Raw genomic sequence first — 25,569 nt, forward strand, 5'->3', positions numbered from 1 at the left:
GGGTGGTTAACTGAGCGATGCATGGTAGCACATTCCCTGCCACGCATGCGATGCGGCGCTAAGTTTCAATATCAGACGGTGAGATCGCAGTTTAAACGGGATTAATTTCTACAATAACTCACCTTCACAAGGAGCGTTTTATGAAGCCGGAAAACAAGATCCCCGTACTCGACAGAATTTCGGATGAAATGAAAAGCGTGGTGAATTTTCATCGCGACGATCTGCCGCCGTGGCCCGCTGCAGATGACTTCGTGGCCCAGCGCCAGCACTACATTCATGAACGGCAGCTGTGGAATGCCGATGCCCCAGAGATGAATACCCGCGAATGCGTTATTTCTACCGCATGCGGCCCCGTGGCCACACGTATTTACTCACCGCAGCCCCATAGCCTGGCAACGTTGTATTATCTGCACGGCGGCGGTTTTATTCTCGGTAATCTGGATACCCACGACCGTATTATGCGCTTGCTGGCGCGCTATACGCAGTGCACGGTAATTGGTATCGACTATTCGCTTGCGCCAGAAGCCCGTTTCCCGCAAGCCATCGAAGAGATTGCCGCCGTCTGCCAGTATTTTCATCAGCACGCTGGCGACTATTCTCTTAATGTGAATCATATCGGTTTTGCGGGCGATTCCGCCGGAGCCATGCTGGCGCTTGCCAGCGCGCTGTGGCTACGGGATAAACGCATTGTCTGCGGCAAGGTGGCTGGGGTGCTGTTGTGGTATGGGCTTTACGGCCTGCAGGATTCACTGAGCCGACGGCTGATGGGCGGAGCGTGGGATGGGTTAACCCGCGAGGACTTGCAGATGTACGAAAACGCGTACCTGCGTAGCGCTGACGATCGCGAGTCACCGTATTATTGCCTGTTTAATAACGATCTGACGCGTGACGTGCCGCCGTGTTTTGTCGCCGGCGCTGAGTTTGATCCGCTGATTGACGATAGCCGCTTACTATTCCAGACGTTGCAGGCGCATCAGCAGCCCTGCCAGTACAAAATGTACCCCGGCACGCTACACGCCTTCCTGCACTATTCGCGAATGATGAAAACCGCCGACGATGCGTTGCGGGAAGGCGCTCGTTACTTCAGAGCCCAGCTTTAACGGTAAGCGTCGGTCAGTTTAACCATCATTTCGATATGTTCCGGTGCGGCATTAAGCGCCGGAATATACTCATATTGCTTACCGCCAGCCTCAAGGAAAATTTCCCGGTTTTGTACCGCTATCTCTTCCAGCGTTTCGAGGCAATCTGCCGAGAAGCCCGGACACATAACCTGGATATGTTGTGTCCCTTTCTCCGCCAGCATTTTTAACGTTTCGTCGGTATATGGCGTCAGCCATGGTTCGCGACCAAAGCGAGACTGGAAGGTCATCATTACTTTTTCTGGCGGCAGGCCAAGCGCTGAAACCAACTCTCGGGTGGTATCACGACAGCGCTGCGGGTAGTCATCTCCTTCATCGGCGTACCGCTGCGGAATGCCGTGGTAGGAGAGCAGCAGCAAATCAGGTTCACCGTGTTGAGCAAATGAATCCCGGGCACTCTTCGCCAGCGCATCGATGTAGCTGCTGTCATCGGCGTAATCACGAATAAATGAAACGCCAGGAATACCGCGTTTACGCGCTAAGATACGCGCCAGTTCGTCCCAGACGGCCGCCACCGTCGAACAGGAATATTGCGGGTACAGCGGTAACACCACCATGTGTTCAACCCCGCTTGCCAACAGTTCATCGACCGCGCTTTCAAGCGACGGCGAACCGTAGCTCATTCCCAGCGCGACAGGGGTATTTGGTAGGCGTTCTGCCAGCGCCCGCTGTTGTGCCTTGCTATAAACCATCAGCGGGGAACCGTCTTCCATCCAGATTGACTGGTACAGCTTGGCTACGCGTGGCGCACGCAACGGTAAAATCACCCCACGCAGCAGCGGCCACCACAGTGCAGGTGACGTATCAACTACGCGTGGATCGCTTAAAAACTGGCGCAGGTAGCGCTTAACGGCTTCGGGGGTTGGGGCATCGGGAGTGCCGAGGTTTGCCAGCAGGATACCGGTTTTCGTCTGACGCATTACCGCCTCTTATCGATTCAAATTGTTGATAATTGTAGCGGAAAAGCGATAAAGAAGAACTAATTGCTGTGAGAGGTAAGACGAGAATTTGCCTGATGGCGCTACGCTTATCAGGCCTACGCGATAATGGCAGGCCTGATAAGAGGTTTATTACGCGAAAAATTAGCCGAGGATTTTTTCCAGCGCTGCGCGCACGTCAGCAACGGCCTGAGTGCCATCAACTTTCGCGTATTTGGTGTTACCCGCCTGCGCTTCTTTAGAGTAGTAGCCGATCAGCGGAGCTGTCATCTGATGGTATTCCACCAGGCGCTTACGTACAGTTTCTTCCTGATCGTCTTTACGGGTGGTCAGCTCTTCGCCGGTAACATCGTCTTTACCTTCAACCTTAGGCGGGTTGAATTTGATGTGGTAAACGCGGCCAGAAGCAGCGTGTACGCGACGACCTACAATACGGTCAACGATCAGTTCGTCAGGAACATCGAACTCCAGAACGTAGTCCACGTTGATGCCCGCTTCTTTCATGGCGTCTGCCTGCGGAATAGTACGCGGGAAGCCATCCAGCAGGAAACCATTACGGCAGTCTTCCTGAGCAATACGCTCTTTTACCAGCGCGATCACCAGCTCATCAGTCACCAGCTTACCGGCGTCCATGATGTCTTTCGCTTGTTTGCCCAGCTCGGAGCCAGATTTCACGGCGGCACGCAGCATATCACCGGTGGAGATTTGCGGAATACCATACTTCTCCATGATGAACTGAGCCTGAGTTCCTTTACCCGCGCCCGGAGCGCCAAGCAGAATGATACGCATTACGAAAATCCCCTTAAAGGTTGTCGATATTTTTTAAAAAGCGCTAAACGATACCACCATCACGCAATTGGCTCAAGAAAGACGCCCGACGCTGAAACGGTTAACGGTGGGAAAATTAAAAATAAGGCGAGAAAATGCCGGATGGCGGTGGAAACACCGTATCCGGCATTACATTACGGGTATCAGGACACCAGCAACTGGTTCATACGACGGATGAACTGGTTAGGGTCTTCCAGCGTGCCGCGTTCAGCAAACAGCGCCTGATCCAGCAGCAGTTCGACCCACTCTTTAAACTGCGCTTCATCCTGGGTATCCGCCGTGCGTTTTACCAGCACGTGGTCCGGGTTGAGTTCAAAGATATATTTCACTTCCGGTACGGCCTGGCCCGCAGCGGCAAACAGTTTCGCCATCTGGGTGCTCATTTCATCCGCATCGGTGGTGACGATGGCTGGCGTGTCGGTCAGACGGTGAGTCAGACGCACTTCTTTCACGCGGTCGCCCAGCAGGGTTTTCACGCGCTCAACGAACGGTGTCAGCGCTTTTTCCGCTTCTTTTGCCGATTCATCAACTTCATCCGCCAGCTTGTCGATGGACTCGTCAGCTTTAGCAACAGACTGGAATGCCTTACCGTCGAACTCGGTCAGGTAGTTCATCATCCACTCATCGATGCGGTCAGAAAGCAGCAGGACTTCAATGTCTTTCTTACGCAGCAGTTCCAGGTGCGGGCTGCTCTTCGCTGCCGCATAGCTGTCTGCGGTGATGTAGTAGATTTTCTCCTGCCCTTCTTTCATACGCGACACGTAGTCTTCCAGCGACACGGTCTGTGCGGAGGAGTCAGTGTGCGTAGACGCGAAGCGCATCAGCTTAGCGATCGTTTCCTGGTTGGCGTGATCTTCCGCCGGGCCTTCTTTCAGTACCAGGCCGAACTGTTTCCAGAAGGTTTGGTATTTTTCCGCGTCGTCTTTCGCCAGTTTTTCCAGCATCTGCAGTACGCGTTTGGTCAGCGCGCTGCGCAGGTTACGGGTGACTGTGCTGTCCTGCAGGATCTCACGGGAAACGTTCAGCGGCAGATCGTTGGAATCTATCAGACCGCGCACAAAGCGCAGGTAGTTCGGCATGAACTGCTCGGCGTCGTCCATAATAAACACACGCTGGACGTACAGTTTCAGGCCATGCTTGTGATCGCGGTTCCACATATCCCACGGAGCCTGGGACGGGATGTACAGCAGGCTGGTGTACTCCTGCTTACCTTCCACACGGTTGTGGCTCCAGGTCAGCGGGTCAGTGAAGTCGTGGGCGATGTGCTTGTAGAATTCGTTGTACTCGTCGTCTTTGATTTCCGACTTGTTACGGGTCCACAGCGCCTGCGCCTTGTTGATCTTTTCCCAGGAAACCACGGTCTCGCCGTCTTTCTCTTCGGATTTTTCGATCTCTACCGGCAACGCGATATGGTCGGAATATTTGCTGATGATGGAACGTACGCGCCAGTCATCAAGGAACTCATCTTCGCCTTCACGCAGATGCAGGGTGATTTCGGTGCCGCGATCGTCTTTGGTGATGTCGGCAACGGTGTACTCACCTTCGCCCGCAGATTCCCAGAACACGCCGTTTTCCGGCTTATCGCCCGCAGCACGGGTACGCACGGTGACTTTGTCCGCCACGATGAACGCAGAGTAGAAGCCCACCCCGAACTGGCCGATCAACTGGCTGTCTTTCGCCTGATCGGAACCCATGGATTCGAGGAAAGATTTAGTACCGGATTTCGCAATGGTCCCCAGATGATCGATAACGTCATCACGGTTCATCCCCACGCCGTTATCGGCAATGGTCAACGTACGCTTATCTTTATCGAAGGAAACACGTACACGCAGCTCACCGTCGCCTTCATACAGGTCCGGGTTAGACAGGGCGCGGAAACGCAGCTTGTCTGCCGCATCCGAGGCGTTAGAGATAAGCTCACGCAGGAAGATTTCTTTATTGGAATACAGAGAATGGATCATCAGGTGCAGAAGCTGTTTTACTTCTGACTGAAAACCACGAGTTTCTTGTCCTTTCATGTAGATCTACCTCAACAAAGCCATTTTCAATGGTAAAAACACGTTGAGGGTGAAATGGGGACAAGCGGGAAGGATTTCAAGCGGAAGCCGCCGTCGCGGCCTCCGTTTGTTCAGAATTTAATCTTGTGTCGTCCTGCCAGAGAGTGCGACAGCGTAGTGCCATCGACCATTTCCAGCTCGCCGCCTACCGGAACGCCATGGGCGATACGGCTGGCTTCAACGCCATATTGCATGCAAAGCTCAGCAATATAGTTGGCGGTCGCCTCTCCTTCGACCGTGGGATTGGTCGCCAGGATCAGTTCGTTGATTTGCTCAGACTCCAGTCGCTGTTCGAGACGATCCAGCCCGATATCATCAGGGCCAATACCGTCCAGCGGCGACAGGTGTCCCATCAGCACGAAGTAACGTCCGGAAAACTGCCCGGTTTGCTCAATGGCGTAGATGTCCGCCGGACTCTCCACCACACAAATCTGACCATTTTCCTGGCGACGCGGGTTCGAGCAAATGTTGCAGACGTCTTGTTCTGTGAAGGTGCGGCAATCGGCACAGTGGCCGATTTCCGACATTGCCTTCGTTAACGCCTGTGCCAGACGCATCCCGCCGCTGCGATCGCGCTGAAGTAGCGTGAACGCCATGCGCTGCGCCGACTTCGGGCCAACGCCGGGCAGACAGCGCAGTGCTTCCATAAGCTGAGTTAACAGCGGGCTGGTTTGCATCAGAACGGCATCTTAAAGCCAGGCGGCAGCTGCATTCCGGAGGAAACAGAGGCCATCTTCTCTTTCTGCGTCTCTTCAATGCGACGCGCCGCGTCGTTGAATGCCGCAGCAACCAGATCTTCCAGCATCTCTTTGTCGTCTTCCAGCAGGCTTGGATCGATCTCCACGCGACGGCAGTTGTGCGCGCCGTTAATGGTCACTTTTACCAGACCCGCGCCAGATTCGCCGGTCACTTCCAGCTTGGCGACTTCTTCCTGCATCTGCTGCATTTTTTCTTGCATCTGCTGGGCCTGTTTCATCAGGTTACCCAGACCGCCTTTACCAAACATAGGCTTCTCTCTCAATCACGTTAAGGGATGACGACCGTCAAACCATTAGGCTGACGATCAAATGGGGCGAATACTCTCTTCGTCCAGCTCCGCATCGAAAAAACGACGCAGCGTCTGGATGTTATTATCCGCAATAATCGACTCACGCGCCTGCGCGAGCTTCTCTTCATAAATGGCCTGACGCCACTCCAGCGGCGTACGCACCGCTGGATTATCATCTTCAACGATGGTCAATTCAACCGTTGACCCCGTTAAGGAACTCAGAGCTTCGGCCAGTTTTTGCTGCGCACCGCTGGAATTTAGGTGTCGCTGCGTGGAACGCAGATGCAGGCAAACTACGTTGCCATTCTCTTCTTTCCAGGCATTAAGCGCCACCTGCTCCACCAGTTTAGGCAGCGAGAGCTGACTCACCTGGGCGGCCCACGGGTCGCGTTCAATGGCTTCAGCCGCAAGCTTTGCCGCCAGTTCCGGCGTTTTTTCATGCTCAAGCGCTTTTTTCAGCGCTTTCGGCGTGGCAACGACTTCTTTAACTTCTGCAACAGGATTGGTCGCTTTCCAGCGATACGCTTCTTTCTTCGCCGGTGCTTTTTCCAGCGCAGAGACCGCCGGACGCGCCTGAACACGTTCCGACACCGAAGCCAGTCTTTCCAGCGCAGCATTATTCACCGGCCGCGCGCGGGAAGCGGCTGCCGGTTCACTCTTTTTTGCTTTGGTTGCTCCCTGAGCGCGTTGCAACTGGCTACGCGCCGCCAACACCTGACTGGTGGCATCGGAGAGCGGCACATTCTGTTGCTGTTGTGCAGGCGCAGGCTGCTGCTGCACCTGCGTCGGGGTCATCACCGCAGTGGGTGCGACCGGGGCAAACGACTGTCGTGGAACTTCAGGTTCAGGGAGCGGCATGCGCGGATGAAAAGCCAGCGCACGCAGCAGCGTCATTTCGACGCCCATTCGCCTGTCCGGCGCATATGGCAGTTCCTTGCGCCCGATTAACAAAGTTTGGTAGTAAAGCTGCACATCGGTTGGTGGAACAATTCGCGCCAGTTCACGCATTCGCTGTTCAATGGCGGCCATATCGCTGCCGAGCGCGGCAGGCGAAAGCTGAACCATGGCAATACGATGCAGCAAAGCCGACATCTCAACCAGCAGCGCTTCCCATTCGATACCGCGCGCAGCGGCGTCGTTTACCAGCGCCATCACGCGTTCGCCGTCCGCAGCCACAACCGCTTCAACGAGCGAGAGCGCCTGGTCGTCGTCCAGCGTGCCGAGCATAGTGCTGACCGCCTCGGTCGAGACCTGGCCATCGCCGCTGGCGATCGCCTGATCGGTCAGGCTCAGCGCATCACGCAAGCTACCGTCCGCGGCGCGAGCCAGCAGTTGCAGTGCACGTGGTTCATGGGCGATATGCTCTTCTTTGAGGATATGCTCAAGCTGATGGCGAATCTGTTCGACATCCAACGCTTTAAGATGGAATTGCAGACAGCGCGACAGGATAGTCACCGGCAGCTTCTGCGGATCGGTAGTCGCCAGCAGGAACTTAACGTGCGCGGGCGGCTCTTCGAGCGTTTTCAGCAAGGCGTTAAAACTGTGGCGCGACAGCATGTGCACTTCATCGATCAAGTAGACCTTAAAGCGACCACGCGCAGGCGCATACTGGACGTTATCCAGCAGGTCACGGGTGTCTTCGACTTTGGTGCGCGAGGCGGCGTCGATTTCAATCAGATCGACAAAACGCCCCTGCTCGATTTCCCGGCAATTATCGCACACGCCACACGGCGTGGCGGTGATGCCGGTTTCACAGTTTAATCCCTTCGCCAGCAAACGGGCGATAGAGGTTTTCCCGACGCCACGGGTGCCGGAAAACAAATAAGCATGATGAATACGCCCTAACGACAAGCCGTTCGCCAGTGCCGTCAGCACATGTTCCTGGCCGACGACGTCAGCAAAGGTTTGTGGGCGCCATTTTCGGGCTAAGACCTGATAACTCATTGGCAGGCTCTGAAAGGCTGGAGGGTGGATTCACAGGGGGATAATGCTAACACAACCTCGCAGCGACGGCGAGGTTGACACGTTATATTCGGGCGTTATCGTTGCAGTCAGTTTGGTTTCGGGCAGCGCACAGAAACCGGAGCGTACACGCAGTACGTGAGGATTTCGAGCACTGACCGGGGCCAAAATGGCAAAAAAGATAGCCCTAAATTAGTGGCCCGGGAATGGAACCAGGCTATAACAGGTAAGCCCCTGTTTTTCCAGACGCTGTTCGCCGCCCAGATCAAACAGGTTAATGATAAAAGCAGCATCGGTAACTTCACCACCCAGACGGCGGATCAGCTTCACAGTCGCTTCAATCGTGCCGCCAGTTGCCAGCAGGTCGTCCACAACCAGCACTTTATCGCCAGGTTTGATGGCATCAACGTGGATTTCCAGCTGATCGGTGCCGTATTCCAGCTCATAGGTCTCAGCAATAACTTCACGCGGAAGCTTACGGGGTTTGCGTACCGGAACAAAGCCGACGCCCAGACCCAACGCTACCGGCGCGCCAAACAGGAAGCCACGCGCTTCGGTGCCAACCACTTTAGTGATACCCGCATTTTTGTAGCGTTCAACCAGCAATTCAATGCTGAGGGCGTAGGCTTTCGGGTCTTCCAGTAAACTGGTGACATCACGAAAGAGAATGCCCGGTTTTGGGTAGTCGTGGATGCTTTTGATGCTATTTTTGAGAAACTCAAGCTGCTGTGCTGTCGCGGTCATAAGTTTGTGCCTGATTAATACAGTATTACTTCACGGCGCACTAAACACGTCATCCTCGACGTATCTTGAATGATTTTGTGTCTATATAAGAGCCAAGGTTACACTTGCTTAACCTTTGACCACCTGCGCCTGTGCTCGAAAACGGTCGAATTTACTGGCTGTGAGAGACAATTGCAACAGCGATTATTGCGCTTTACTGCTTTTGTTGTTTTTCATCAATCACCGGAATCCGCCACATAAAAATCAGTAAACAGGCAAGAATAACCAGCAGCAGGCCGCGCACCCACATCATATTGACCAGCCACAGTGAAATACCAAACGTCACCAGGATCAACAAAACAGCGCGCGGTTTTGCTCCCGGCGGCATCGCACGGTGTTTTTGCCAGTGGCGCAAATACCCGCCGAACCACGAACGGTAAAGCAACCAGTCGTGAAAACGCGGCGATGAGCGGGCAAAACACCAGGCTGCCAGCAGTATAAACGGCGTCGTCGGCAACAGAGGCAATACAACGCCCAGCGTACCTAGCACTACCGCTATCCAGCCAATGATGATTAGAATAATGCGTTGCATAATATGAGTACTTAACACAGAGAATCGCTACTTTAGCATAACGGTTCTCATTTTCATCGGAGTGTTGTTGTGAAAACCGCCATGCTGTTACAGACGCTCGAAAACCAGCTTAACCGCCTGCGACAGCGTTGTGCTCCGCTGGCGCATCACACAACGCTTAGCGCCCGCTTTGACAGGCATCTGTTTCACACGCGCAGCACGTTGCTGCAGGCTTGTCTGGATGAGGCTGACGATAATCTTACTGCCCTGCGTCGTGCCGTTGAGCAGCAGCAACTCCCGCAAATCACCTGGCTTGCGGAACACCTTGCTTCACAGTTAGAGGCGATTTCACGTGAAACCGCCAGTTGGTCCCTTCGAGAGTGGGACAGCGCTTCTCCAGGTCTGGCGCGCTGGCAGCGCAAGCGGGTCCAACATCAGGAATTTGAACGCCGTCTGGTTGAAATGACGCGTGAACGCAAAGAGCGTCTGGCTCAGGCTACCGGCTTTGAAGAACAGCAAAAACTGCATCGTGAAGTAGAAGCATTCGAGGCGCGACTGGCGCGTTGTCGCCATGCTCTGGCAAGAATAGAAAACGTGCTGGCGCGTTTAACCCGTTAATCCCCGGAGAATTTATGTCATTAGAGAACGCCCCGGACGAGGTCAAACTGGCCGTCGATTTGATTGTTTTACTTGAGGAAAATCAGCTACCAGCACGAACAGTGCTACGCGCGCTGGAGATCGTCATGCGTGATTATGAAAACAAACTTAAAACTGCGGAAGGCACCTCGCAAACTGATTAATTGCCCTCTGGTCTGCCATTGGCTTCGGTGTCAGAGTCGTCGCAACATCACGACGATAACGGACAGATCATGGAACGACTCCCCACCACACCCCACGACGCGGTCTTTCGGCAAATGCTGACGCAAAAGGAGGTTGCCCGAGATTTTTTGCAGATCCATTTGCCTGAAGCATTTCTCAATATATGCGATATGGATACATTAACGCTGGAATCAGGCAGCTTTATTGAGGACGATTTACATACCAGCTATTCAGATATCCTCTATTCCCTGCAAACAACACATGGACCCAGCTACGTTTACGCACTGATTGAACATCAGAGTAAGCCCGATAAATTCATGGCCTTTCGCCTGATGTGCTACGCAATTGCCGCCATGCAACACCATCTTAACGCCGGGCATAAGACATTACCTCTGGTCGTTCCTATCCTGTTTTACCATGGTATGGAAAGTCCGTGGCCTTATACCCTTAACTGGCATCACCTGTTTAGCGAACCAAAGCTTGCGAAAGCGCTTTACGGCAATGAATTTACACTGGTAGACCTGACCGTAATGCCAGATAATCAGATCTTGCAGCATCAACGGGTAGCGATGCTGGAACTCCTGCAAAAACATATTCGTCGACGGGATCTGAGTGAGCTATTGGATCAACTGGTCACACTCTTAACACAAGAGCATCTGACAGAATATCAAATCGACGTTTTGATTAATTACATGCTTAAAGCAGGAAATACCACGGAACCCGGCGTACTTGTCCGCCATCTGGCGCAGAGTGCGCCACAGTACAAGGAACAGCTGATGACGATTGCCGAATGGTTGGAAGAAAAAGGCAGAGTGGAAGGCATACAACAAGGGCTGGAAAAAGGGTTAGAAGAAGGTCGGCAGGTTGAAGCGCGTAATATCGCACAAAAAATGCTCGCCCGCGGCCTGGAACTGGAGCTGATTACGCACCTTACAGGCCTGACGCAGGAAGAACTGGTCGCGCTGGCGCACTAAATGCAATCAGGGCGGCAAATATGCCGCCCTGATTGCAACTTAACCTACCGAAGGCGTCGGATCATCACCTTTAATGATGTCACGCTTAACCTCGGTCACGGTATCACCTTTCGCGTTATGCAGGTGCACTTCGAGCTGGTTAAAGGCGATATCAATGTCGTTTTCACGGCACAAACGATCGACCGCACGGTTCAGTTCATCAACCGTGTGGCTACGATCGCGCAGTTCACGCACGTATAAACGCAGTTCATGATCCAACGTGCTGGCGCCGAAGGCGGTAAAGAACACTGCAGGCTCTGGATCGTGCATCACTTTCGGGTGTTCCATCGCCGCCTGCAGCAGCACTTTCTTCACTTTATCCAGATCCGAACCGTAGGCCACGCCGATGCGGATCACCAGACGCGTGGTGGTATCGGAAAGCGACCAGTTGATCAAACGCTCCGTCACAAATGCTTTGTTCGGGATGATCACCTCTTTGCGATCGAAGTCGGTAATAGTGGTGGCACGGATACGGATCTTGCTGACCGTTCCTGAGAACGTACCGATAGTCACGGTATCGCCGATGCGGACCGGGCGTTCAAACAGAATAATCAGACCCGAAACAAAGTTACCGAAGATTTCCTGCAAGCCAAAACCAAGACCAACCGACAGGGCTGCTGCCAGCCACTGTAGCTTATCCCATGAAACACCGAGCGATCCGAAGACCGTCATCGCGCCGATGGCGATGATCGCGTAGTTAAGGATCGTGGTGATCGCATACGAAGCACCCTGACGCATCTTCAGTCGCGACAGCACCAGCACTTCCAGCAGGCCGGGTAAGTTACGGATCAGCGCCCACGCGACCATTGAGGCAATAACCGCAAACAGCAGACTGCCCATGGTGACGTCTTTCACCACCGCAGCTCCCGCTTCGGTGCCGTTGTAATGCCAGAGCGTAATGCTATCGAGATAACTGAACACGGTGATTAGATCGGACCAAATTGCCCAGAACAGAATACCAAACAGGGCAACCATCACCAGCATTGTTATACGCAGCGTTTGCTGGTTAACCTGCTCAAGCGCAATGGTCGGTTCTTCCTGCGGCTCGGCTCCTTCCGCCCCTTCTTTCACCAGGTTCTGACGACGCGCTAAGGCACGGCGCCAGGCGATACGACGTGCCGCCACACTCAATCCACGCAGTACCGTCTGATACAGCAGGTTCCAAAGGATAACCAGATAGACCGTTTCAATCCAACGGCCGGCCAGGCGCAACGTGGTGTAGAAATACCCTGTCGCCGTCAGCACCATTAATGCAATCGGGATAATTGAGAGGACGGTAATAGTGACCAGACGCAGGCCATGTGACTCTTTGTCACGCCAGCTTTCGCGGCACATTGGCCATACCAGGAAGGCGATCAGCAGCAGGTTGAGGAAAATAACTACCTGACCCAGCACATCGTCCATCAAATTAAGCGGCGACAGTTCAGCAATGACCGACCAGAAGTTAAGCGGCAACAGCGCCAGGCTAATACGCACGATCTGGCGGCGCCAGTGGCTGGTCTGCTGCGCTGGCATGCCAAAATGACGTATCGCCACGCCATCTTTTTCCAGCACCTTCCAGCACAGACCAAACACCAGCCAGAAGACTGTCATCTTCTTACTGAACGCCCACAGCAGGTCGCTGATATTCAACTGCATGGTAAGCAGAATCAGGCCCACGGCGAGGATAATCAGGCACGCCGGCAACGCTCTGATCAGATCGATCAGTATCGCTTTTGGCGTATTGAGCTGACTGTCATTACGCAGATTCCCTACTGCGGCGGCTAATTTCGCCTGATACTCTTTCAGCCATTTCAAACGCCAGCGGATTAACCCGGCAATAAGCAGCAGCGGCAGGCCCGCCAGGAACGCAATAAAGACCGCTGGCCAGGCTTTTTCCCAGTTCACTGTGATTTTCATCGACTTAAACTGGTCTTTGAGCGTTTGCGGGAAGGCTTTGATCCAGTCCCAGTCCATCGGACGGTTACTATTAACCCAGAAGATTTGCTGCGTGAGGATCCCTTTCAGGTTCTTCGACACGCTCATTAGCTGCTGTTGATTGATTTGCAGGTTAATCGCCATCATCAACTGGTTGCCCAGCTGCTTGTTCAGCTGATCCAACAGTTCACGGCGCATATCCACAACCTGCAGCAGGGCATCATGGACTTCACCATTCACTTCGTTGCTGTGCCCTTCTTCCAGTTTGGCGACAAACGCATCGTTCTGGAATAGCGCATCGCGCTGCTGGTTAATCTCAAACTGTTCCAGACGCAAATCAGCGATCCGGTTAGTCATATCGGCAAGTTCATCCGCCGACGGCAGTGTTTGTTGTTGCTGATACAGAATACGCGACAGCAGCAGACTGCCTTTCAGGACAGCGATCTGTTCTTTAATATTGCGTTCGGATTGCAGCGCGCGGTCAAGCCAGTTTTTGACTTTGATATTCTGCTGCATTAGGTTGTTGCCGTTTTCGGTCGCGGCAATCAGGCGCTGACTTAGCTGATGGTTAACATCCAGTTCCTGCTTCACTAACGGATTTGACTGAATACGCTCGGCTTCATCCGGCGTTACCGCTTCCTGAGCCGTCTTTTCGGTTAACGTCAGTCGTTTGCTGTTCACCGCTTCTTGCAGAAGCTGGAGCTGATGTTCAAGCCTGTTACTGTTAGCTGTTACGTAGTCACGTTGTTTTTGCAAGGTATCCTGCAAAACAGTATTGCCTTCCAGGCTCTTACGCTGTTGGTCGATCTGCGCATTCAGCAGCGCCTGCTGCGCCTGCAGCAACACCTGCTGGCTCGGGCGTAACGCCGCCTCTCCCACATTGGTGCCATCGAGTCGATTGCGGATTTGCTGCATTTGCTGCGACGCGGTGTACATCGCATTCTGCACACGCTCTGGCTGCGTCTGGAGCGACACCAGTTGGCTGTTGTAAGCGGCAAGATCGTTTTGCGCACTTTGCAGGTCATCCAAAACCTGTGCCACGCGCGACTCAAGCTGTCGTAAGGAGAGTGTACTCAGCGTTTTTCGCGTTTCATCGTCGTTATCAACATCACTGAGCGAATTTAACGCATCCGTCGCCTGACGCATTTTCTCCGGTGCCTGGGCAACTTTCTGGCGAAGCTGTACGGTCTCATCTTTCACGCGATCGATTTTATCCAACGTGGCGATGGTATCGATGAGATCCTGTTGGACCAGCTTATCCTGCGCGGAGAGATCTTTTTGTTTACTCAGCGCGTCCAGTTGGCTCTGAATATCCGCTTTCGTCGGCAGTTCACCACTCTGTTGCGCCCGCGCAAAAGCAGACGACTGGCAAGATAGCAAGAGAATGAAGAAAAGAATGGTAATAGCAATAAGATGCTGTGAACGTTTATAGAGCTGCAACATAGTCATGAGAATGAACGTTTCTGAACCGGAAAAGTGACCGAAAATAGTCAAGCGGCAAGAATATCACGGCTGTGACCGGCAGAATAGCAGCAGGCAAAACGACCAGGAGAATTCCTGGTACAGGCCCAAAACGTTTAGTGGATTTCCGCCACGCCAAGCCGCAGAGTTGGGCACATAAGGCACATCTCCAGCAGCACAGCCACGTATTCCCGAGCTTCTTTTTTCAGATCAAACGATTCGGGGGCAAATAACCAGTTTTCTATGATTCCGGTAATGTAGCTACGCAACAGGACCGCCACGCGACGGGTGTTCAGGTTTTCCGGCAGCATATTGGCATCCATACAGTGCCGCAATGTTTGTTCGATACGATCGTAATTTTCAATACAAAGATGGCGTTGAGCTAACTGAACAGAGGCCATTTCCCCGACAAATTCGCATTTGTGGAATATAATTTCCAGCAACAAACGTCGGCGTTCTTCTGTCACGGTAGCTTCAAGAACGTAAATTAAAATTTCTCTTAATACTGATAGTGGATCGTCGGGGAATTTTGCCTGATACTCAGTCTCTAACTCATCAATGTTAGGTTTTGCTAGCTCCCAGATTTCACTGAATAAATCCGACTTGTTTTTGAAATGCCAATAAATCGCGCCGCGCGTGACACCAGCGGCTTTTGCGATCTCCGCAAGCGAGGTGGATGATACCCCTTGTTGCGAAAACAAATGCAGAGCAACATCGAGAATATGCTGTCGTGTTTCCTGTGCTTGTTGTTTGGTTTTTCGTGCCATATGTCAGTGAATTTACAGGCGTTAGATTTACATACATTTGTGAATGTATGTACCATAGCACGACGATAATATAAACGCAGCAATGGGTTTATGGGCTTTAAGCCATTGATCAATTTGAAATCGGACACTCGAGGTTTACATATGAACAAAAACAGAGGGTTAACGCCTCTGGCAGTCGTTCTGATGCTCTCAGGCAGCTTAGCGCTAACAGGATGTGACGACAAACAGGCCCAACAAGGGGGCCAGCAGATGCCAGAGGTTGGAGTTGTTACACTCAAAACTGAACCTCTACAGATAACAACCGAGCTTCCGGGTCGCACCAGTGCGTTTCGCATCGCAGAAGTTCGCCCTCAGGTTAGCGGTATTATCCTGAAGCGTAATTTCACCGAAGGTGGTGACATCGAAGCGGGTGTATCTCTCTATCAGATTGATCCTGCGACTTACCAGGCCGCTTACGAAAGCGCAAAAGGCGATCTGGCCAAAGCACAAGCCGCAGCAAATATCGCTCAACTGACGGTTAAACGTTATCAGAAACTGCTGGGTACTAAGTACATCAGTCAACAGGATTACGATAGCGCGCTGGCAGACGCACAGCAGGCAAACGCCGCCGTTGTTGCCGCGAAAGCCGCGGTAGAAACAGCACGCATCAATCTGGCCTATACCAAAGTGACGTCGCCGATCAGCGGCCGCATTGGTAAATCATCCGTTACGGAAGGGGCTCTGGTGCAAAACGGTCAAGCGACCGCACTGGCGACCGTTCAGCAGCTGGACCCGATCTACGTGGACGTAACGCAGTCAAGCAACGACTTCCTGCGCCTGAAACAAGAGCTGGCCAACGGCACGCTGAAGCAAGAGAACGGCAAAGCGAAAGTCGAACTGGTAACCAATGACGGCATTAAATTCCCGCAGTCCGGCACGCTGGAGTTTTCTGATGTGACGGTTGATCAAACCACCGGATCGATTACGTTACGCGCCATCTTCCCTAACCCGGATCACACCTTACTGCCGGGTATGTTCGTCCGTGCACGTCTGGAAGAAGGGATTAACCCAACTGCATTACTGGTTCCGCAGCAAGGCGTTACCCGTACACCGCGTGGCGATGCCAGTGCATTGGTTATCGGTGCAGACAACAAAGTTGAAACTCGCCAAATTGTCGCCGCACAAGCGATTGGCGACAAATGGTTAGTCACTGATGGACTTAAGCCGGGCGACCGCGTGATTGTTACTGGGCTGCAGAAAGTACGTCCTGGCGCGCAGGTAAAAGCGCAGGAAATCACCGCTGATAACAACCAGCAAGGCCAAAGCGGTAGCCAGCCTGAACAGTCCAAGTCTTAACTTAAACAGGAGCCGTTAAGACATGCCTAATTTCTTTATCGATCGCCCAATATTTGCGTGGGTGATCGCCATTATCATCATGTTGGCAGGGGGGCTCGCGATCCTCAAATTGCCGGTAGCGCAATATCCGACTATTGCACCGCCAGCAGTGACGATCTCCGCGACCTACCCTGGCGCTGATGCCAAAACAGTACAGGATACTGTTACGCAGGTTATCGAACAGAACATGAACGGTATCGATAACCTGATGTACATGTCCTCTAACAGTGACTCCACGGGTACCGTGCAGATCACCCTAACCTTCCAGTCTGGTACTGATGCGGATATCGCGCAGGTTCAGGTGCAGAACAAACTGCAGCTGGCCATGCCGTTGCTGCCGCAGGAAGTACAGCAGCAAGGGGTTAGCGTTGAGAAGTCATCCAGTAGCTTCCTGATGGTTGTCGGTGTTATCAACACCAACGGCACCATGACGCAGGAGGATATTTCCGACTACGTTGGCGCCAACATGAAGGACGCTATTAGCCGTACTTCTGGCGTGGGTGATGTTCAGCTGTTTGGTTCTCAGTACGCGATGCGTATCTGGATGGATCCGAACAAACTGAACAACTTCCAGCTGACGCCGGTTGATGTAATCAGCGCCATCAAGGCGCAGAACGCCCAAGTTGCAGCCGGTCAGTTAGGTGGTACGCCACCGGTTAAAGGCCAGCAGCTTAACGCGTCAATCATCGCGCAAACCCGTCTGACCTCCGCTGATGAGTTCAGCAAAATTCTGCTGAAAGTGAATCAGGATGGTTCCCAGGTTCGTCTGCGTGACGTGGCGAAAGTGGAACTGGGCGGTGAGAACTACGACATCATTGCGAAGTTCAACGGTAAACCGGCATCCGGTCTGGGTATCAAGCTGGCGACAGGTGCTAACGCCCTGGATACAGCAAACGCTATCCGCGAAGAACTGAAGAAGATGGAGCCGTTCTTCCCGTCAGGTCTGAAGATCGTTTACCCATATGACACCACGCCGTTCGTGAAAATCTCTATTCACGAAGTAGTAAAAACGCTGGCGGAAGCAATCATCCTCGTGTTCCTGGTAATGTATCTGTTCCTGCAGAACTTCCGCGCGACGCTGATTCCGACTATCGCCGTGCCGGTGGTGCTCTTGGGTACGTTTGCCGTCCTTGCGATTTTCGGCTTCTCGATAAACACCCTGACGATGTTCGGGATGGTACTCGCCATCGGCCTGCTGGTGGATGACGCCATCGTTGTGGTCGAGAACGTTGAACGTGTAATGGCTGAGGAAGGACTACCGCCGAAGGAAGCAACGCGTAAATCGATGGGCCAGATTCAGGGCGCACTGGTCGGTATCGCGATGGTACTGTCAGCGGTATTTATCCCAATGGCGTTCTTCGGTGGTTCTACCGGTGCAATTTACCGTCAGTTCTCCATCACCATTGTTTCTGCGATGGCGTTGTCTGTACTGGTGGCATTGATTCTGACCCCTGCCCTGTGTGCGACCATGCTCAAACCGATTGCTAAAGGCGATCACGGAGAAGGCAAAAAAGGCTTCTTCGGCTGGTTTAACCGCATGTTCGATAAGAGCACGCATCATTACACCGATAGCGTGGGCGGTATTCTGCGCAGCACCGGTCGTTATCTGGCGCTGTATCTGATCATCGTCGTGGGCATGGCCTATCTGTTCGTTCGTCTGCCAAGTTCGTTCCTGCCAGATGAAGACCAGGGGGTATTCCTTTCTATGGCTCAGCTGCCAGCGGGTGCAACGCAAGAGCGTACCCAGAAGGTGCTGGACGAAATGACGGATTACTACCTGACCAAGGAAAAAGCGAACGTTGAATCGGTGTTTGCCGTTAACGGTTTCGGTTTTGCAGGTCGTGGTCAGAACACCGGTATCGCGTTCGTTTCTCTGAAAGACTGGAGTGAACGTCCAGGCGAAGAGAACAAGGTTGAGGCGATTACTCAACGTGCGATGGGCGCATTCTCGCAGATTAAAGACGCTATGGTCTTTGCCTTTAACCTGCCAGCGATTGTGGAGTTAGGGACCGCGACCGGTTTCGACTTCCAGTTGATTGACCAGGCAGGTTTAGGTCATGAGAAGCTGACTCAGGCGCGTAACCAGCTGTTTGGTGAAGTCGCGAAGCATCCTGATCTGTTGGTCGGCGTACGTCCTAACGGTCTGGAAGATACGCCGCAGTTCAAGATCGATATCGATCAGGAAAAAGCGCAGGCTCTGGGCGTTTCCATTAGTGATATTAATACAACGCTGGGTGCAGCATGGGGCGGAAGCTACGTGAATGACTTCATCGACCGTGGTCGTGTGAAGAAAGTTTACGTCATGTCTGAAGCGAAATACCGTATGTTGCCGGAAGATATTGGAAACTGGTATGTCCGCGGCAGCGATGGACAGATGGTACCGTTCTCCGCCTTCTCTACCTCACGTTGGGAATACGGTTCACCGCGTCTGGAACGCTATAACGGTTTGCCTTCCATGGAAATCTTAGGCCAGGCCGCTCCGGGTAAAAGTACCGGTGAAGCCATGGCAATGATGGAGCAACTGGCCAGCAAACTGCCTTCCGGTATCGGTTATGACTGGACCGGTATGTCCTACCAGGAACGACTGTCCGGCAACCAGGCCCCTGCCCTGTATGCCATTTCACTGATCGTCGTGTTCTTGTGTCTGGCAGCGTTGTATGAGAGCTGGTCAATTCCGTTCTCCGTAATGCTGGTGGTACCGCTGGGTGTTATCGGTGCATTGCTGGCAGCAACGTTCCGCGGCCTGACCAACGACGTTTACTTCCAGGTAGGCCTGCTCACAACCATTGGGTTATCGGCGAAGAACGCGATACTTATCGTCGAATTCGCCAAAGACTTGATGGATAAAGAGGGTAAAGGTCTGATAGAGGCGACGCTGGACGCAGTACGCATGCGTTTACGTCCAATCCTGATGACGTCACTGGCCTTTATTCTGGGCGTAATGCCGCTGGTCATCAGCTCCGGCGCAGGTTCCGGTGCACAGAACGCCGTTGGTACTGGCGTAATGGGCGGGATGGTGACGGCTACCGTGTTGGCTATCTTCTTTGTTCCGGTGTTCTTTGTGGTGGTACGCCGCCGCTTTAGCCGCAAAAATGAAGATATTGAGCATAGCCACTCAGTAGAGCATCATTGATACATCTCTAAAGATAAGGCCGCGCAAGCGGCCTTTTTTCTGAAAAAATCATAAAAATCACTTATTGCCATTCCGTTTATTTTCTATCGGATAAATAAGCGATATAATCCTTGCAGCCTTAAAGGCTATTCTTAAAAAAACAGCGAGAGTTCTTATTTACTTTAATAAATATTAAGATTATTCCTATCCACTGGTTCACATTGTCGGTTGTTGCCTTTCGTTGCTAAACCTAAACAAGATAACCCGATGATTGCCCGAAGAATAAAGAAATTGTCCCATTTCGAATAGCGGCATTTATCTGTTAAAATGTAAAAATGACGTAGCATCATAATTTTACATAATTGTAATTTTTCGTGATATGACGATGAAATCTTTTTTAGAGTAGATTATAGTTAAATCATCAGGAGTCGCGGGCAAGTTCCAGGTAGTTGTTGTATCCATCCCGAAAGGTGTTCGGTTAGTTTAAACCACTAAGAAGGGGATGCGTTATGGATGAATACTCACCCAAAAGACATGATATCGCGCAGCTTAAATTTCTCTGCGAAACTCTGTATCATGACTGTCTTGCAAACCTTGAACAAAGTAACCATGGCTGGGTTAATGACCCTACCTCTGCAACCAGCTTGCAGCTCAATGAACTGATAGAGCATATTGCAACCTTCGCACTTAATTATAAAATTAAGTACAATGAGGACAATAAGCTGATCGCGCAGATAGATGAATACCTGGATGACACTTTTATGTTGTTCAGCAGTTATGGTATTAATACGCAGGATCTGCAGAAATGGCGGAAGTCAGGTAATCGACTGTTTCGCTGTTTTGTCAATGCCACCAGGGCTAATCCTGTTAGTTTGTCTTGTTAAAAATTATTACAATCATAGGTAAGAGTTATGTCCGATAAACCATTAACTAAAACAGATTATTTGATGCGCCTGCGACGTTGCCAGACAATTGATACGCTAGAGCGCGTTATTGAAAAAAATAAATATGAATTGTCCGACAACGAACTGGCTGTATTTTACTCAGCAGCAGATCATCGCCTTGCTGAATTGACCATGAATAAGCTTTACGACAAGATTCCAACTTCTGTTTGGAAATTCATTCGCTAATTGCACTCAAGGTTAAGTCAGGTATAGCGGTACCGTTGTCTGGCTGACCATTTTCGTATTTACAATGGTTATTTAATTCAAATCGCGTGACTATGATCACAGCAAAGAAGCGGGAACGTTCCCCTTTTCTGCATTACGTTTTACTGTGCTGAAATAACCTTCAGTACACAGGGAATTCGTAATGCGTAATGAAAAGCAAAAAATGATCGCCGGCGAATACTATCGCCCGGCTGATGAAACGCTGCGCAGTGACCGACTACGCGCTCGTCAGTTGATCCATCGCTACAATCTCACCGCTCCCGATGAAAAAAATGAGCGCCAGGCAATCCTGCATGATCTGTTAGGTCAGAGTGAGGGGGCCTATATTGAACCCTCTTTCCGTTGTGATTACGGTTATAACATCTATCTTGGTAAAGACTTTTACGCTAATTTCGACTGCGTTATGCTCGACGTCTGTCCAATTCATATTGGCGACAACTGCATGCTGGCACCTGGCGTTCATATCTATACCGCGACCCATCCGCTGGATGCTACCGAGCGTAACAGCGGCCTGGAATTCGGAAAGCCCGTGACTATCGGCAATAATGTCTGGATAGGTGGCCGTGCAGTGATCAATCCCGGCGTCACGCTGGGCGATAACGTGGTTGTGGCATCAGGCGCAGTGGTCACTAAAAGCGTTCCGGCAAACACCGTGGTTGGGGGCAATCCCGCAAGAATCATCAAAACGCTGTAATCTAAAATGTAACTGTTATGCTAAATTGCGGTTAATCTGTTACTTTCTTCAAAGGGTATCCCCTTTTAAAATAGGGCGATCCCTCCTGAATTTTGCAGATATCACGAAGGCAAGAGATGACAGAAATACAGCGCCTGCTTACTGAAACAATCGACGACTTAAATATTCGCGAGAAGCGCGACAACAAACCGCGCTTTAGCATCAGCTTTATTCGCAAACACCCAGGGCTGTTTATCGGCATGTATGTTGCGTGGTTTGCCACGCTGGCGGTGATGCTACAGTCAGAAACGTTAGTCGATTCAGTATGGCTGCTGGTGGTACTGTTCGTTGTACTCAACGGCTTTTTCTTTTTCGACGTTGCGCCACGATACCGCTTTGAAGATATCGACGTTCTGGATTTTAGAGTTTGCTATAACGGAGAATGGTACAACACGCGCTTTGTCCCCTCCTCACTCATTGATACCATCCTGCACTCACCGTCCGTGGACAGCGAACATAAAGCGCAGCTGCAAAAGATGATATCGCGCAAAGGCGAACTCTCGTTTTACGATGTCTTTACGCTTACCCGCGCCCAGAACAGCCAGTAACGGCATCTCAGCACAGATAAAAAAAGTGCGTTCCTGCGAAGGTAACGCACTTTAATCCCTGAAATGCTGGCAAAGAAACTAACGTCTTTTTTTACGCCCCTGTACTGCTTTAAAGCGCGGATTCGTTTTGCAGATAACATACAAACGCCCTTTGCGTTTTACTATCTGGCAGTCAGGATGGCGCTGTTTTGCGCTGCGAAGTGAATTGAGTACCTGCATTTTAACCCCGCTTAACGCCAATAAAATGACCAAAACGTTTTTGGAAACGTGCTGCACTGCCTTCATTATCAAAGGTTTTTTGTTTCCCGGTATAGTACGGATGCGATTTGGAAGAGATATCAAGGGTCACGTACGGGTACATTTTCCCCTCAAACTCAATCTCACGCTCAGTCTTGATGGTCGAACCGACCTTAAAGAATTCATTGGCACTGGTATCGTGAAACACCACGGTACGGTAAAAAGGATGAATATCCGATTTCATGGCAACCTCAATTTGTTACGTTATAACATATCTAACAAAATACACCACTCTTGTACTAACCACAACCTGATTTACGCTATAGGGAGTCAAACGGGATGATAAGTGGCCGTAAATATATGATGCCAATCGAATAGCTTTTTGGGGTTTCGGATATACTTTCCCTACGCTGTGTAAATAAGGATATCACTGTGACAACACGACATCTGATAAGCCTGGTGACTGGGGTACTGTTCCTTTCCATCCTCGCGCCTGTAGGTTTAAGCCTGTGGCTGGCACATCGTCAGGTCGAAACGAAATTTATCGATGAGCTCGACATGTTCTCAACGCGGGTCGCATTACGTACGGAACGCGTAGGCGAGCAGGCGAAAAAAGCATTGCGCCATATTGAAGCATTTCAGGGGGTGCCTTGTAGTGAAGAGCATCTGCTGGAAATGCGTCGTTTGTCATATAGCTATCGCTATATTCAGGAAGTGCTGTACCTCAAAGATAACGTTCCGCAATGCTCATCTCTGGAAAAAAGAAGCCAGGCTGACGCATTTCCACCCGCAATGAAAGTCACGCCTGATGGATATCGCGCATGGCTTACCACGCAAAATGATTTGGGCATCAAGCGTTTTATGGCAGCATTAGGGAGCGAACATTATGTTGTGATGGTCGATCCGGGTTCTTTCATTGACGTCATCCCGTTTGGCTCATGGCCGATTGAAGTGACTATCATTGGCACCGTGCGCAACGTCGTGGTTGCCAGTAGCGCCGATTTGCCATCGGACGTTTTACAGCATGTACAGCAAGAACGATCGATTACTCATTTTAAAAAAGATGGCAGCATTTATAACGCCCGCCCCTTTCCTGAGTTGGGTATCACGATCGTAACCTGGGCATCTACCCTGCCGTTACAAAAAACCTGGCACCGGCAGGCACTGATCTGGCTCCCGGCAGGCATTCTTATCGGCTTGCTCACCGCCGCCTTTGTTTTGCGTATTTTGCGCCGCTTACAGTCGCCCCATCACCAGTTGCAGGACGCTATCCAGCATCGGGACATCAAAGTCCACTACCAACCAATTATCTCGCTCAAAACGGGGAAAGTGGTTGGGGCAGAGGCGCTGGCTCGCTGGCAGCAGGCCGACGGAAGCTATCTGTCGCCGGAAGTCTTCGTCGCGCTGGCGCATGAAACCGGGCTGACAGAGTCCCTCACCCGGTTGATTATTGAAAGCGTATTTGAAGATTTAGGCAAATGGCTGCGTCAGCATCCGGAGCAGCATATATCCATCAACCTAGAGTCAGCCGATCTGTCCTCCGAAACGCTTCCTGCCCTGTTAAGCCAGAAGGTGAACCGCTGGCAGCTTAAGCCTGCGCAAATCGCGCTGGAGCTAACTGAACGCGAATTTGCCGACCCAAAAAACAGCGCGCCGTTTATTGCCAAATACCGTCAGGCGGGTCATTCAATCTATATTGATGACTTTGGTACCGGCTATTCCAGCCTGAGCTATTTGCAGGATCTGGATGTAGACATCCTGAAGATAGACAAATCGTTCGTTGATGCATTGGAGTACAACAACGTCACGCCGCATATCATCGAGATAGCGAAAACGCTGAAACTTGAGATGGTGGCGGAAGGTATCGAAACCGAGAATCAGGAAACCTGGCTACGCAAGCACGGCGTGCAGTACGGTCAGGGTTGGCTTTACAGCAAAGCGCTGCCGAAAGCGGAATTTATTCTGTGGGCAGAAAAACGGCTTTAACATGGCTGTTGATGTTGAGATGGCTGGCGGCACGCCGCACAGCCAGTCACATCACTCTTCCATAATGGGCGCAAATCCACCGTAGATCATTCGCTTGCCATCAAATGGCATAGATTCACCGAATTCCTTCATACGGGGATCGGACATCATCTTCTGATTCGCCTCATCGCGGACCTCTTTGGATGGATATTCAATCCAGCTGAATACCACTTCTTCATGATCCTGCGCTTTCACAGCCATGCGAAAATCGGTCAATTTGCCGTCGGGGACATCATCTGCCCAGCACTCCACCACGCGCAATGCACCGAACTCCTTGAAAAGCGGAGCTGCTTTTGCCGCCATCGCAATGTACGCCTCCTTGTTTTCAGCGGGTACGGCAACCACAAAGCCATCAACATACTTCATGAGAAAAACCTCCGAAGTGTACTGCGCGGCAAGCCGATTCCGGCCGCGTCAGTCGAGGTTAAGTTTAGTCGCCACCAGGCGATCGCGCCCCAGGCGCATTCCTGATACGCGTACGCGACTGCGGCTGATGCCGAAACCACGGCAGGCAAAGCTGAATCAACGGTCCGATAGCCAAGGCATACAGCACCGTACCAACTCCCACGGTTCCACCCAGCAGCCAACCGATAAGCAGCACCGACACTTCGATTGCGGTTCGAATTCGTCGTACTGGCCAGCCGGTACGCGCGTGGATACCGGTCATCAGACCATCACGCGGACCGGCGCCAAAACCGGCGCCAATGTACAGGCTGGTTGCTAACGCATTCAATATTACCGCTGACACCAGCAGCCCGCTGCGCGCCAGCAGAGATTCAAATCCAGGAATCACCAGCAGCGCGGCATCTGCCGCCAGCCCGATCATAATCACGTTACTCAACGTGCCAAAGCCAGGACGCTGGCGCAGCGGTATCCACACCAGCAGCACCAACACGCCCACGGCAATAATCACCACGCCGATATTCATTGACAATAAATTGGCTACACCAAGGTGAAACACGTTCCAAGGATCGGCTCCTAAATCAGCACGGACAAACATCGCCGTCGATACACCGTACAGCACCAGCCCGATATATAACTGAAGTAAACGACGCAGCATGCATTTCCCTCCCACTCTCGGATAACTTTCATCTTCACCGCAATTGGCACTATGATTAATGTCCAGTT

Annotated in this window: 25 protein-coding genes and 1 other annotated feature; of the genes, 11 read left to right on the forward strand and 14 right to left on the reverse strand. The window is 51.8% G+C overall.

Annotated features, from left to right (window positions below; all coding sequences use genetic code 11):
- The first annotated feature begins 140 nt into the window (after window positions 1–140).
- Window positions 141–1,100, forward strand: a complete 960-nt coding sequence (gene aes, locus OGY06_RS08670; protein WP_063941323.1) for an acetyl esterase — start codon at window positions 141–143, stop codon at window positions 1,098–1,100.
- Here aes and hemH read toward each other — a convergent pair.
- The 8 genes from hemH to OGY06_RS08710 form a co-directional block, all read right to left on the reverse strand.
- Window positions 1,097–2,059 (reverse strand): ferrochelatase, encoded by a 963-nt coding sequence (gene hemH / locus OGY06_RS08675; protein ID WP_003831052.1) that lies wholly within the window; start codon window positions 2,057–2,059, stop codon window positions 1,097–1,099. The two genes, aes and hemH, sit on opposite strands and share 4 nt — an antisense overlap.
- A 162-nt stretch (window positions 2,060–2,221) precedes the next feature.
- Window positions 2,222–2,866 carry an adenylate kinase gene (adk, locus tag OGY06_RS08680; RefSeq protein WP_003021773.1) on the reverse strand — a complete coding sequence of 215 codons (645 nt, stop codon included), beginning with the start codon at window positions 2,864–2,866 and terminating at the stop codon, window positions 2,222–2,224.
- Between the two features lie 182 nt (window positions 2,867–3,048).
- Window positions 3,049–4,923 carry a molecular chaperone HtpG gene (htpG, locus tag OGY06_RS08685; protein WP_286605100.1) on the reverse strand — a complete coding sequence of 625 codons (1,875 nt, stop codon included), beginning with the start codon at window positions 4,921–4,923 and terminating at the stop codon, window positions 3,049–3,051.
- A gap of 110 nt (window positions 4,924–5,033) precedes the next feature.
- Complete coding sequence (gene recR / locus OGY06_RS08690; protein WP_003831050.1) at window positions 5,034–5,639, reverse strand: recombination mediator RecR; 606 nt, start codon at window positions 5,637–5,639, stop codon at window positions 5,034–5,036.
- A complete protein-coding gene (locus OGY06_RS08695; RefSeq protein WP_003021764.1) occupies window positions 5,639–5,968 on the reverse strand; it encodes a YbaB/EbfC family nucleoid-associated protein in 330 nt (109 codons plus the stop codon). Before OGY06_RS08695 ends, recR begins: the two co-directional genes overlap by 1 nt.
- Before the next feature lie 57 nt (window positions 5,969–6,025).
- Window positions 6,026–7,954: a DNA polymerase III subunit gamma/tau gene (gene dnaX, locus OGY06_RS08700; protein ID WP_003831049.1), complete on the reverse strand. Its 1,929-nt coding sequence runs from the start codon at window positions 7,952–7,954 to the stop codon at window positions 6,026–6,028.
- Window positions 6,629–6,693, reverse strand: a sequence feature (DnaX frameshifting element). (Overlaps the previous gene by 65 nt.)
- Window positions 7,955–8,164: 210 nt before the next feature.
- Window positions 8,165–8,716: an adenine phosphoribosyltransferase gene (apt, locus tag OGY06_RS08705; protein WP_003021759.1), complete on the reverse strand. Its 552-nt coding sequence runs from the start codon at window positions 8,714–8,716 to the stop codon at window positions 8,165–8,167.
- Between the two features lie 193 nt (window positions 8,717–8,909).
- Window positions 8,910–9,287, reverse strand: coding sequence for a DUF454 family protein (locus tag OGY06_RS08710; RefSeq protein ID WP_032934350.1), 378 nt, complete (start codon window positions 9,285–9,287; stop codon window positions 8,910–8,912).
- Window positions 9,288–9,356: 69 nt separating this feature from the next.
- On the opposite strand from OGY06_RS08710, the gene priC reads away from it, so the two are divergent.
- The 3 genes from priC (at window position 9,357) to OGY06_RS08725 (ending at window position 11,059) form a co-directional block, all read left to right on the forward strand.
- Window positions 9,357–9,884 (forward strand): primosomal replication protein N'', encoded by a 528-nt coding sequence (gene priC / locus OGY06_RS08715; protein ID WP_175310247.1) that lies wholly within the window; start codon window positions 9,357–9,359, stop codon window positions 9,882–9,884.
- Between the two features lie 14 nt (window positions 9,885–9,898).
- Entirely contained in the window at window positions 9,899–10,066 is a 168-nt protein-coding gene (rsmS, locus tag OGY06_RS08720) for a pleiotropic regulatory protein RsmS (protein WP_065772037.1), read from the forward strand.
- A 69-nt stretch (window positions 10,067–10,135) separates the two neighbouring features.
- Complete coding sequence (locus OGY06_RS08725; RefSeq protein ID WP_286605102.1) at window positions 10,136–11,059, forward strand: Rpn family recombination-promoting nuclease/putative transposase; 924 nt, start codon at window positions 10,136–10,138, stop codon at window positions 11,057–11,059.
- Window positions 11,060–11,098: 39 nt separating this feature from the next.
- On the opposite strand, the gene mscK is transcribed toward OGY06_RS08725, so the two are convergent.
- Both mscK and acrR read right to left on the reverse strand, forming a co-directional pair.
- The gene (mscK, locus tag OGY06_RS08730) at window positions 11,099–14,464 is read right to left on the reverse strand and encodes a mechanosensitive channel MscK (protein ID WP_003831046.1); all 3,366 of its coding nucleotides are present in this window, start codon (window positions 14,462–14,464) and stop codon (window positions 11,099–11,101) included.
- 128 nt (window positions 14,465–14,592) lie between these two features.
- Window positions 14,593–15,243 carry a multidrug efflux transporter transcriptional repressor AcrR gene (acrR, locus tag OGY06_RS08735; protein WP_003831045.1) on the reverse strand — a complete coding sequence of 217 codons (651 nt, stop codon included), beginning with the start codon at window positions 15,241–15,243 and terminating at the stop codon, window positions 14,593–14,595.
- Between the two features lie 141 nt (window positions 15,244–15,384).
- Here acrR and acrA point away from each other — a divergent pair, with 141 nt between their 5' ends.
- The 6 genes from acrA to OGY06_RS08765 all read left to right on the forward strand — a co-directional run bounded on the left by acrA (window position 15,385) and on the right by OGY06_RS08765 (window position 22,179).
- Window positions 15,385–16,578, forward strand: coding sequence for a multidrug efflux RND transporter periplasmic adaptor subunit AcrA (acrA, locus tag OGY06_RS08740; RefSeq protein WP_003831044.1), 1,194 nt, complete (start codon window positions 15,385–15,387; stop codon window positions 16,576–16,578).
- A gap of 22 nt (window positions 16,579–16,600) precedes the next feature.
- A complete protein-coding gene (gene acrB, locus OGY06_RS08745; RefSeq protein ID WP_063941319.1) occupies window positions 16,601–19,750 on the forward strand; it encodes an efflux RND transporter permease AcrB in 3,150 nt (1,049 codons plus the stop codon).
- A 488-nt stretch (window positions 19,751–20,238) separates the two neighbouring features.
- A complete protein-coding gene (gene tomB, locus OGY06_RS08750) occupies window positions 20,239–20,613 on the forward strand; it encodes an Hha toxicity modulator TomB (RefSeq protein ID WP_003021733.1) in 375 nt (124 codons plus the stop codon).
- 27 nt (window positions 20,614–20,640) lie between these two features.
- Window positions 20,641–20,859, forward strand: coding sequence for a hemolysin expression-modulating protein Hha (gene hha, locus OGY06_RS08755; protein ID WP_002892050.1), 219 nt, complete (start codon window positions 20,641–20,643; stop codon window positions 20,857–20,859).
- Window positions 20,860–21,040: 181 nt separating this feature from the next.
- Window positions 21,041–21,592 (forward strand): maltose O-acetyltransferase, encoded by a 552-nt coding sequence (gene maa / locus OGY06_RS08760; RefSeq protein ID WP_003835924.1) that lies wholly within the window; start codon window positions 21,041–21,043, stop codon window positions 21,590–21,592.
- 116 nt (window positions 21,593–21,708) lie between these two features.
- Window positions 21,709–22,179 carry a YlaC family protein gene (locus OGY06_RS08765; RefSeq protein WP_063941318.1) on the forward strand — a complete coding sequence of 157 codons (471 nt, stop codon included), beginning with the start codon at window positions 21,709–21,711 and terminating at the stop codon, window positions 22,177–22,179.
- A gap of 78 nt (window positions 22,180–22,257) precedes the next feature.
- On the opposite strand, the gene ykgO is transcribed toward OGY06_RS08765, so the two are convergent.
- Window positions 22,258–22,398: a type B 50S ribosomal protein L36 gene (gene ykgO, locus OGY06_RS08770; protein WP_005125190.1), complete on the reverse strand. Its 141-nt coding sequence runs from the start codon at window positions 22,396–22,398 to the stop codon at window positions 22,258–22,260.
- Between the two features lies 1 nt (window position 22,399).
- Window positions 22,400–22,660, reverse strand: a complete 261-nt coding sequence (locus OGY06_RS08775; protein ID WP_003831037.1) for a type B 50S ribosomal protein L31 — start codon at window positions 22,658–22,660, stop codon at window positions 22,400–22,402.
- A gap of 188 nt (window positions 22,661–22,848) precedes the next feature.
- Between OGY06_RS08775 and pdeB the strand changes: the two genes are divergently transcribed.
- Window positions 22,849–24,402 carry a cyclic di-3',5'-guanosine monophosphate phosphodiesterase PdeB gene (gene pdeB / locus OGY06_RS08780; RefSeq protein WP_003831035.1) on the forward strand — a complete coding sequence of 518 codons (1,554 nt, stop codon included), beginning with the start codon at window positions 22,849–22,851 and terminating at the stop codon, window positions 24,400–24,402.
- Between the two features lie 51 nt (window positions 24,403–24,453).
- On the opposite strand, the gene OGY06_RS08785 is transcribed toward pdeB, so the two are convergent.
- Together OGY06_RS08785 and yczE are read right to left on the reverse strand one after the other, a co-directional pair.
- Window positions 24,454–24,807: a DUF1428 domain-containing protein gene (locus OGY06_RS08785; protein ID WP_286605105.1), complete on the reverse strand. Its 354-nt coding sequence runs from the start codon at window positions 24,805–24,807 to the stop codon at window positions 24,454–24,456.
- Window positions 24,808–24,871: 64 nt separating this feature from the next.
- Entirely contained in the window at window positions 24,872–25,501 is a 630-nt protein-coding gene (gene yczE / locus OGY06_RS08790) for a membrane protein YczE (protein WP_286605107.1), read from the reverse strand.
- Between the last annotated feature and the right edge of the window lie 68 nt (window positions 25,502–25,569).

The sequence above is a fragment of the Citrobacter sp. Cpo147 genome, from assembly GCF_030332405.1.
Classification (GTDB): Bacteria; Pseudomonadota; Gammaproteobacteria; order Enterobacterales; family Enterobacteriaceae; genus Citrobacter; species Citrobacter portucalensis.

Excerpts from the sequence above, each read along its gene's own strand:
- OGY06_RS08775 (WP_003831037.1), bottom strand. The coding sequence starts at position 22,660 with ATGAAATCGGATATTCATCCTTTTTACCGTACCGTGGTGTTTCACGAT.
- OGY06_RS08710 (WP_032934350.1), bottom strand. The coding sequence starts at position 9,287 with ATGCAACGCATTATTCTAATCATCATTGGCTGGATAGCGGTAGTGCTA.
- acrA (WP_003831044.1), top strand. The coding sequence starts at position 15,385 with ATGAACAAAAACAGAGGGTTAACGCCTCTGGCAGTCGTTCTGATGCTC.
- acrR (WP_003831045.1), bottom strand. The coding sequence starts at position 15,243 with ATGGCACGAAAAACCAAACAACAAGCACAGGAAACACGACAGCATATT.
- OGY06_RS08765 (WP_063941318.1), top strand. The coding sequence starts at position 21,709 with ATGACAGAAATACAGCGCCTGCTTACTGAAACAATCGACGACTTAAAT.
- dnaX (WP_003831049.1), bottom strand. The coding sequence starts at position 7,954 with ATGAGTTATCAGGTCTTAGCCCGAAAATGGCGCCCACAAACCTTTGCT.
- maa (WP_003835924.1), top strand. The coding sequence starts at position 21,041 with ATGCGTAATGAAAAGCAAAAAATGATCGCCGGCGAATACTATCGCCCG.
- aes (WP_063941323.1), top strand. The coding sequence starts at position 141 with ATGAAGCCGGAAAACAAGATCCCCGTACTCGACAGAATTTCGGATGAA.
- htpG (WP_286605100.1), bottom strand. The coding sequence starts at position 4,923 with ATGAAAGGACAAGAAACTCGTGGTTTTCAGTCAGAAGTAAAACAGCTT.
- OGY06_RS08725 (WP_286605102.1), top strand. The coding sequence starts at position 10,136 with ATGGAACGACTCCCCACCACACCCCACGACGCGGTCTTTCGGCAAATG.
- acrB (WP_063941319.1), top strand. The coding sequence starts at position 16,601 with ATGCCTAATTTCTTTATCGATCGCCCAATATTTGCGTGGGTGATCGCC.
- ykgO (WP_005125190.1), bottom strand. The coding sequence starts at position 22,398 with ATGCAGGTACTCAATTCACTTCGCAGCGCAAAACAGCGCCATCCTGAC.
- hemH (WP_003831052.1), bottom strand. The coding sequence starts at position 2,059 with ATGCGTCAGACGAAAACCGGTATCCTGCTGGCAAACCTCGGCACTCCC.
- tomB (WP_003021733.1), top strand. The coding sequence starts at position 20,239 with ATGGATGAATACTCACCCAAAAGACATGATATCGCGCAGCTTAAATTT.
- adk (WP_003021773.1), bottom strand. The coding sequence starts at position 2,866 with ATGCGTATCATTCTGCTTGGCGCTCCGGGCGCGGGTAAAGGAACTCAG.
- hha (WP_002892050.1), top strand. The coding sequence starts at position 20,641 with ATGTCCGATAAACCATTAACTAAAACAGATTATTTGATGCGCCTGCGA.
- rsmS (WP_065772037.1), top strand. The coding sequence starts at position 9,899 with ATGTCATTAGAGAACGCCCCGGACGAGGTCAAACTGGCCGTCGATTTG.
- recR (WP_003831050.1), bottom strand. The coding sequence starts at position 5,639 with ATGCAAACCAGCCCGCTGTTAACTCAGCTTATGGAAGCACTGCGCTGT.
- yczE (WP_286605107.1), bottom strand. The coding sequence starts at position 25,501 with ATGCTGCGTCGTTTACTTCAGTTATATATCGGGCTGGTGCTGTACGGT.
- OGY06_RS08785 (WP_286605105.1), bottom strand. The coding sequence starts at position 24,807 with ATGAAGTATGTTGATGGCTTTGTGGTTGCCGTACCCGCTGAAAACAAG.
- OGY06_RS08695 (WP_003021764.1), bottom strand. The coding sequence starts at position 5,968 with ATGTTTGGTAAAGGCGGTCTGGGTAACCTGATGAAACAGGCCCAGCAG.
- mscK (WP_003831046.1), bottom strand. The coding sequence starts at position 14,464 with ATGACTATGTTGCAGCTCTATAAACGTTCACAGCATCTTATTGCTATT.
- apt (WP_003021759.1), bottom strand. The coding sequence starts at position 8,716 with ATGACCGCGACAGCACAGCAGCTTGAGTTTCTCAAAAATAGCATCAAA.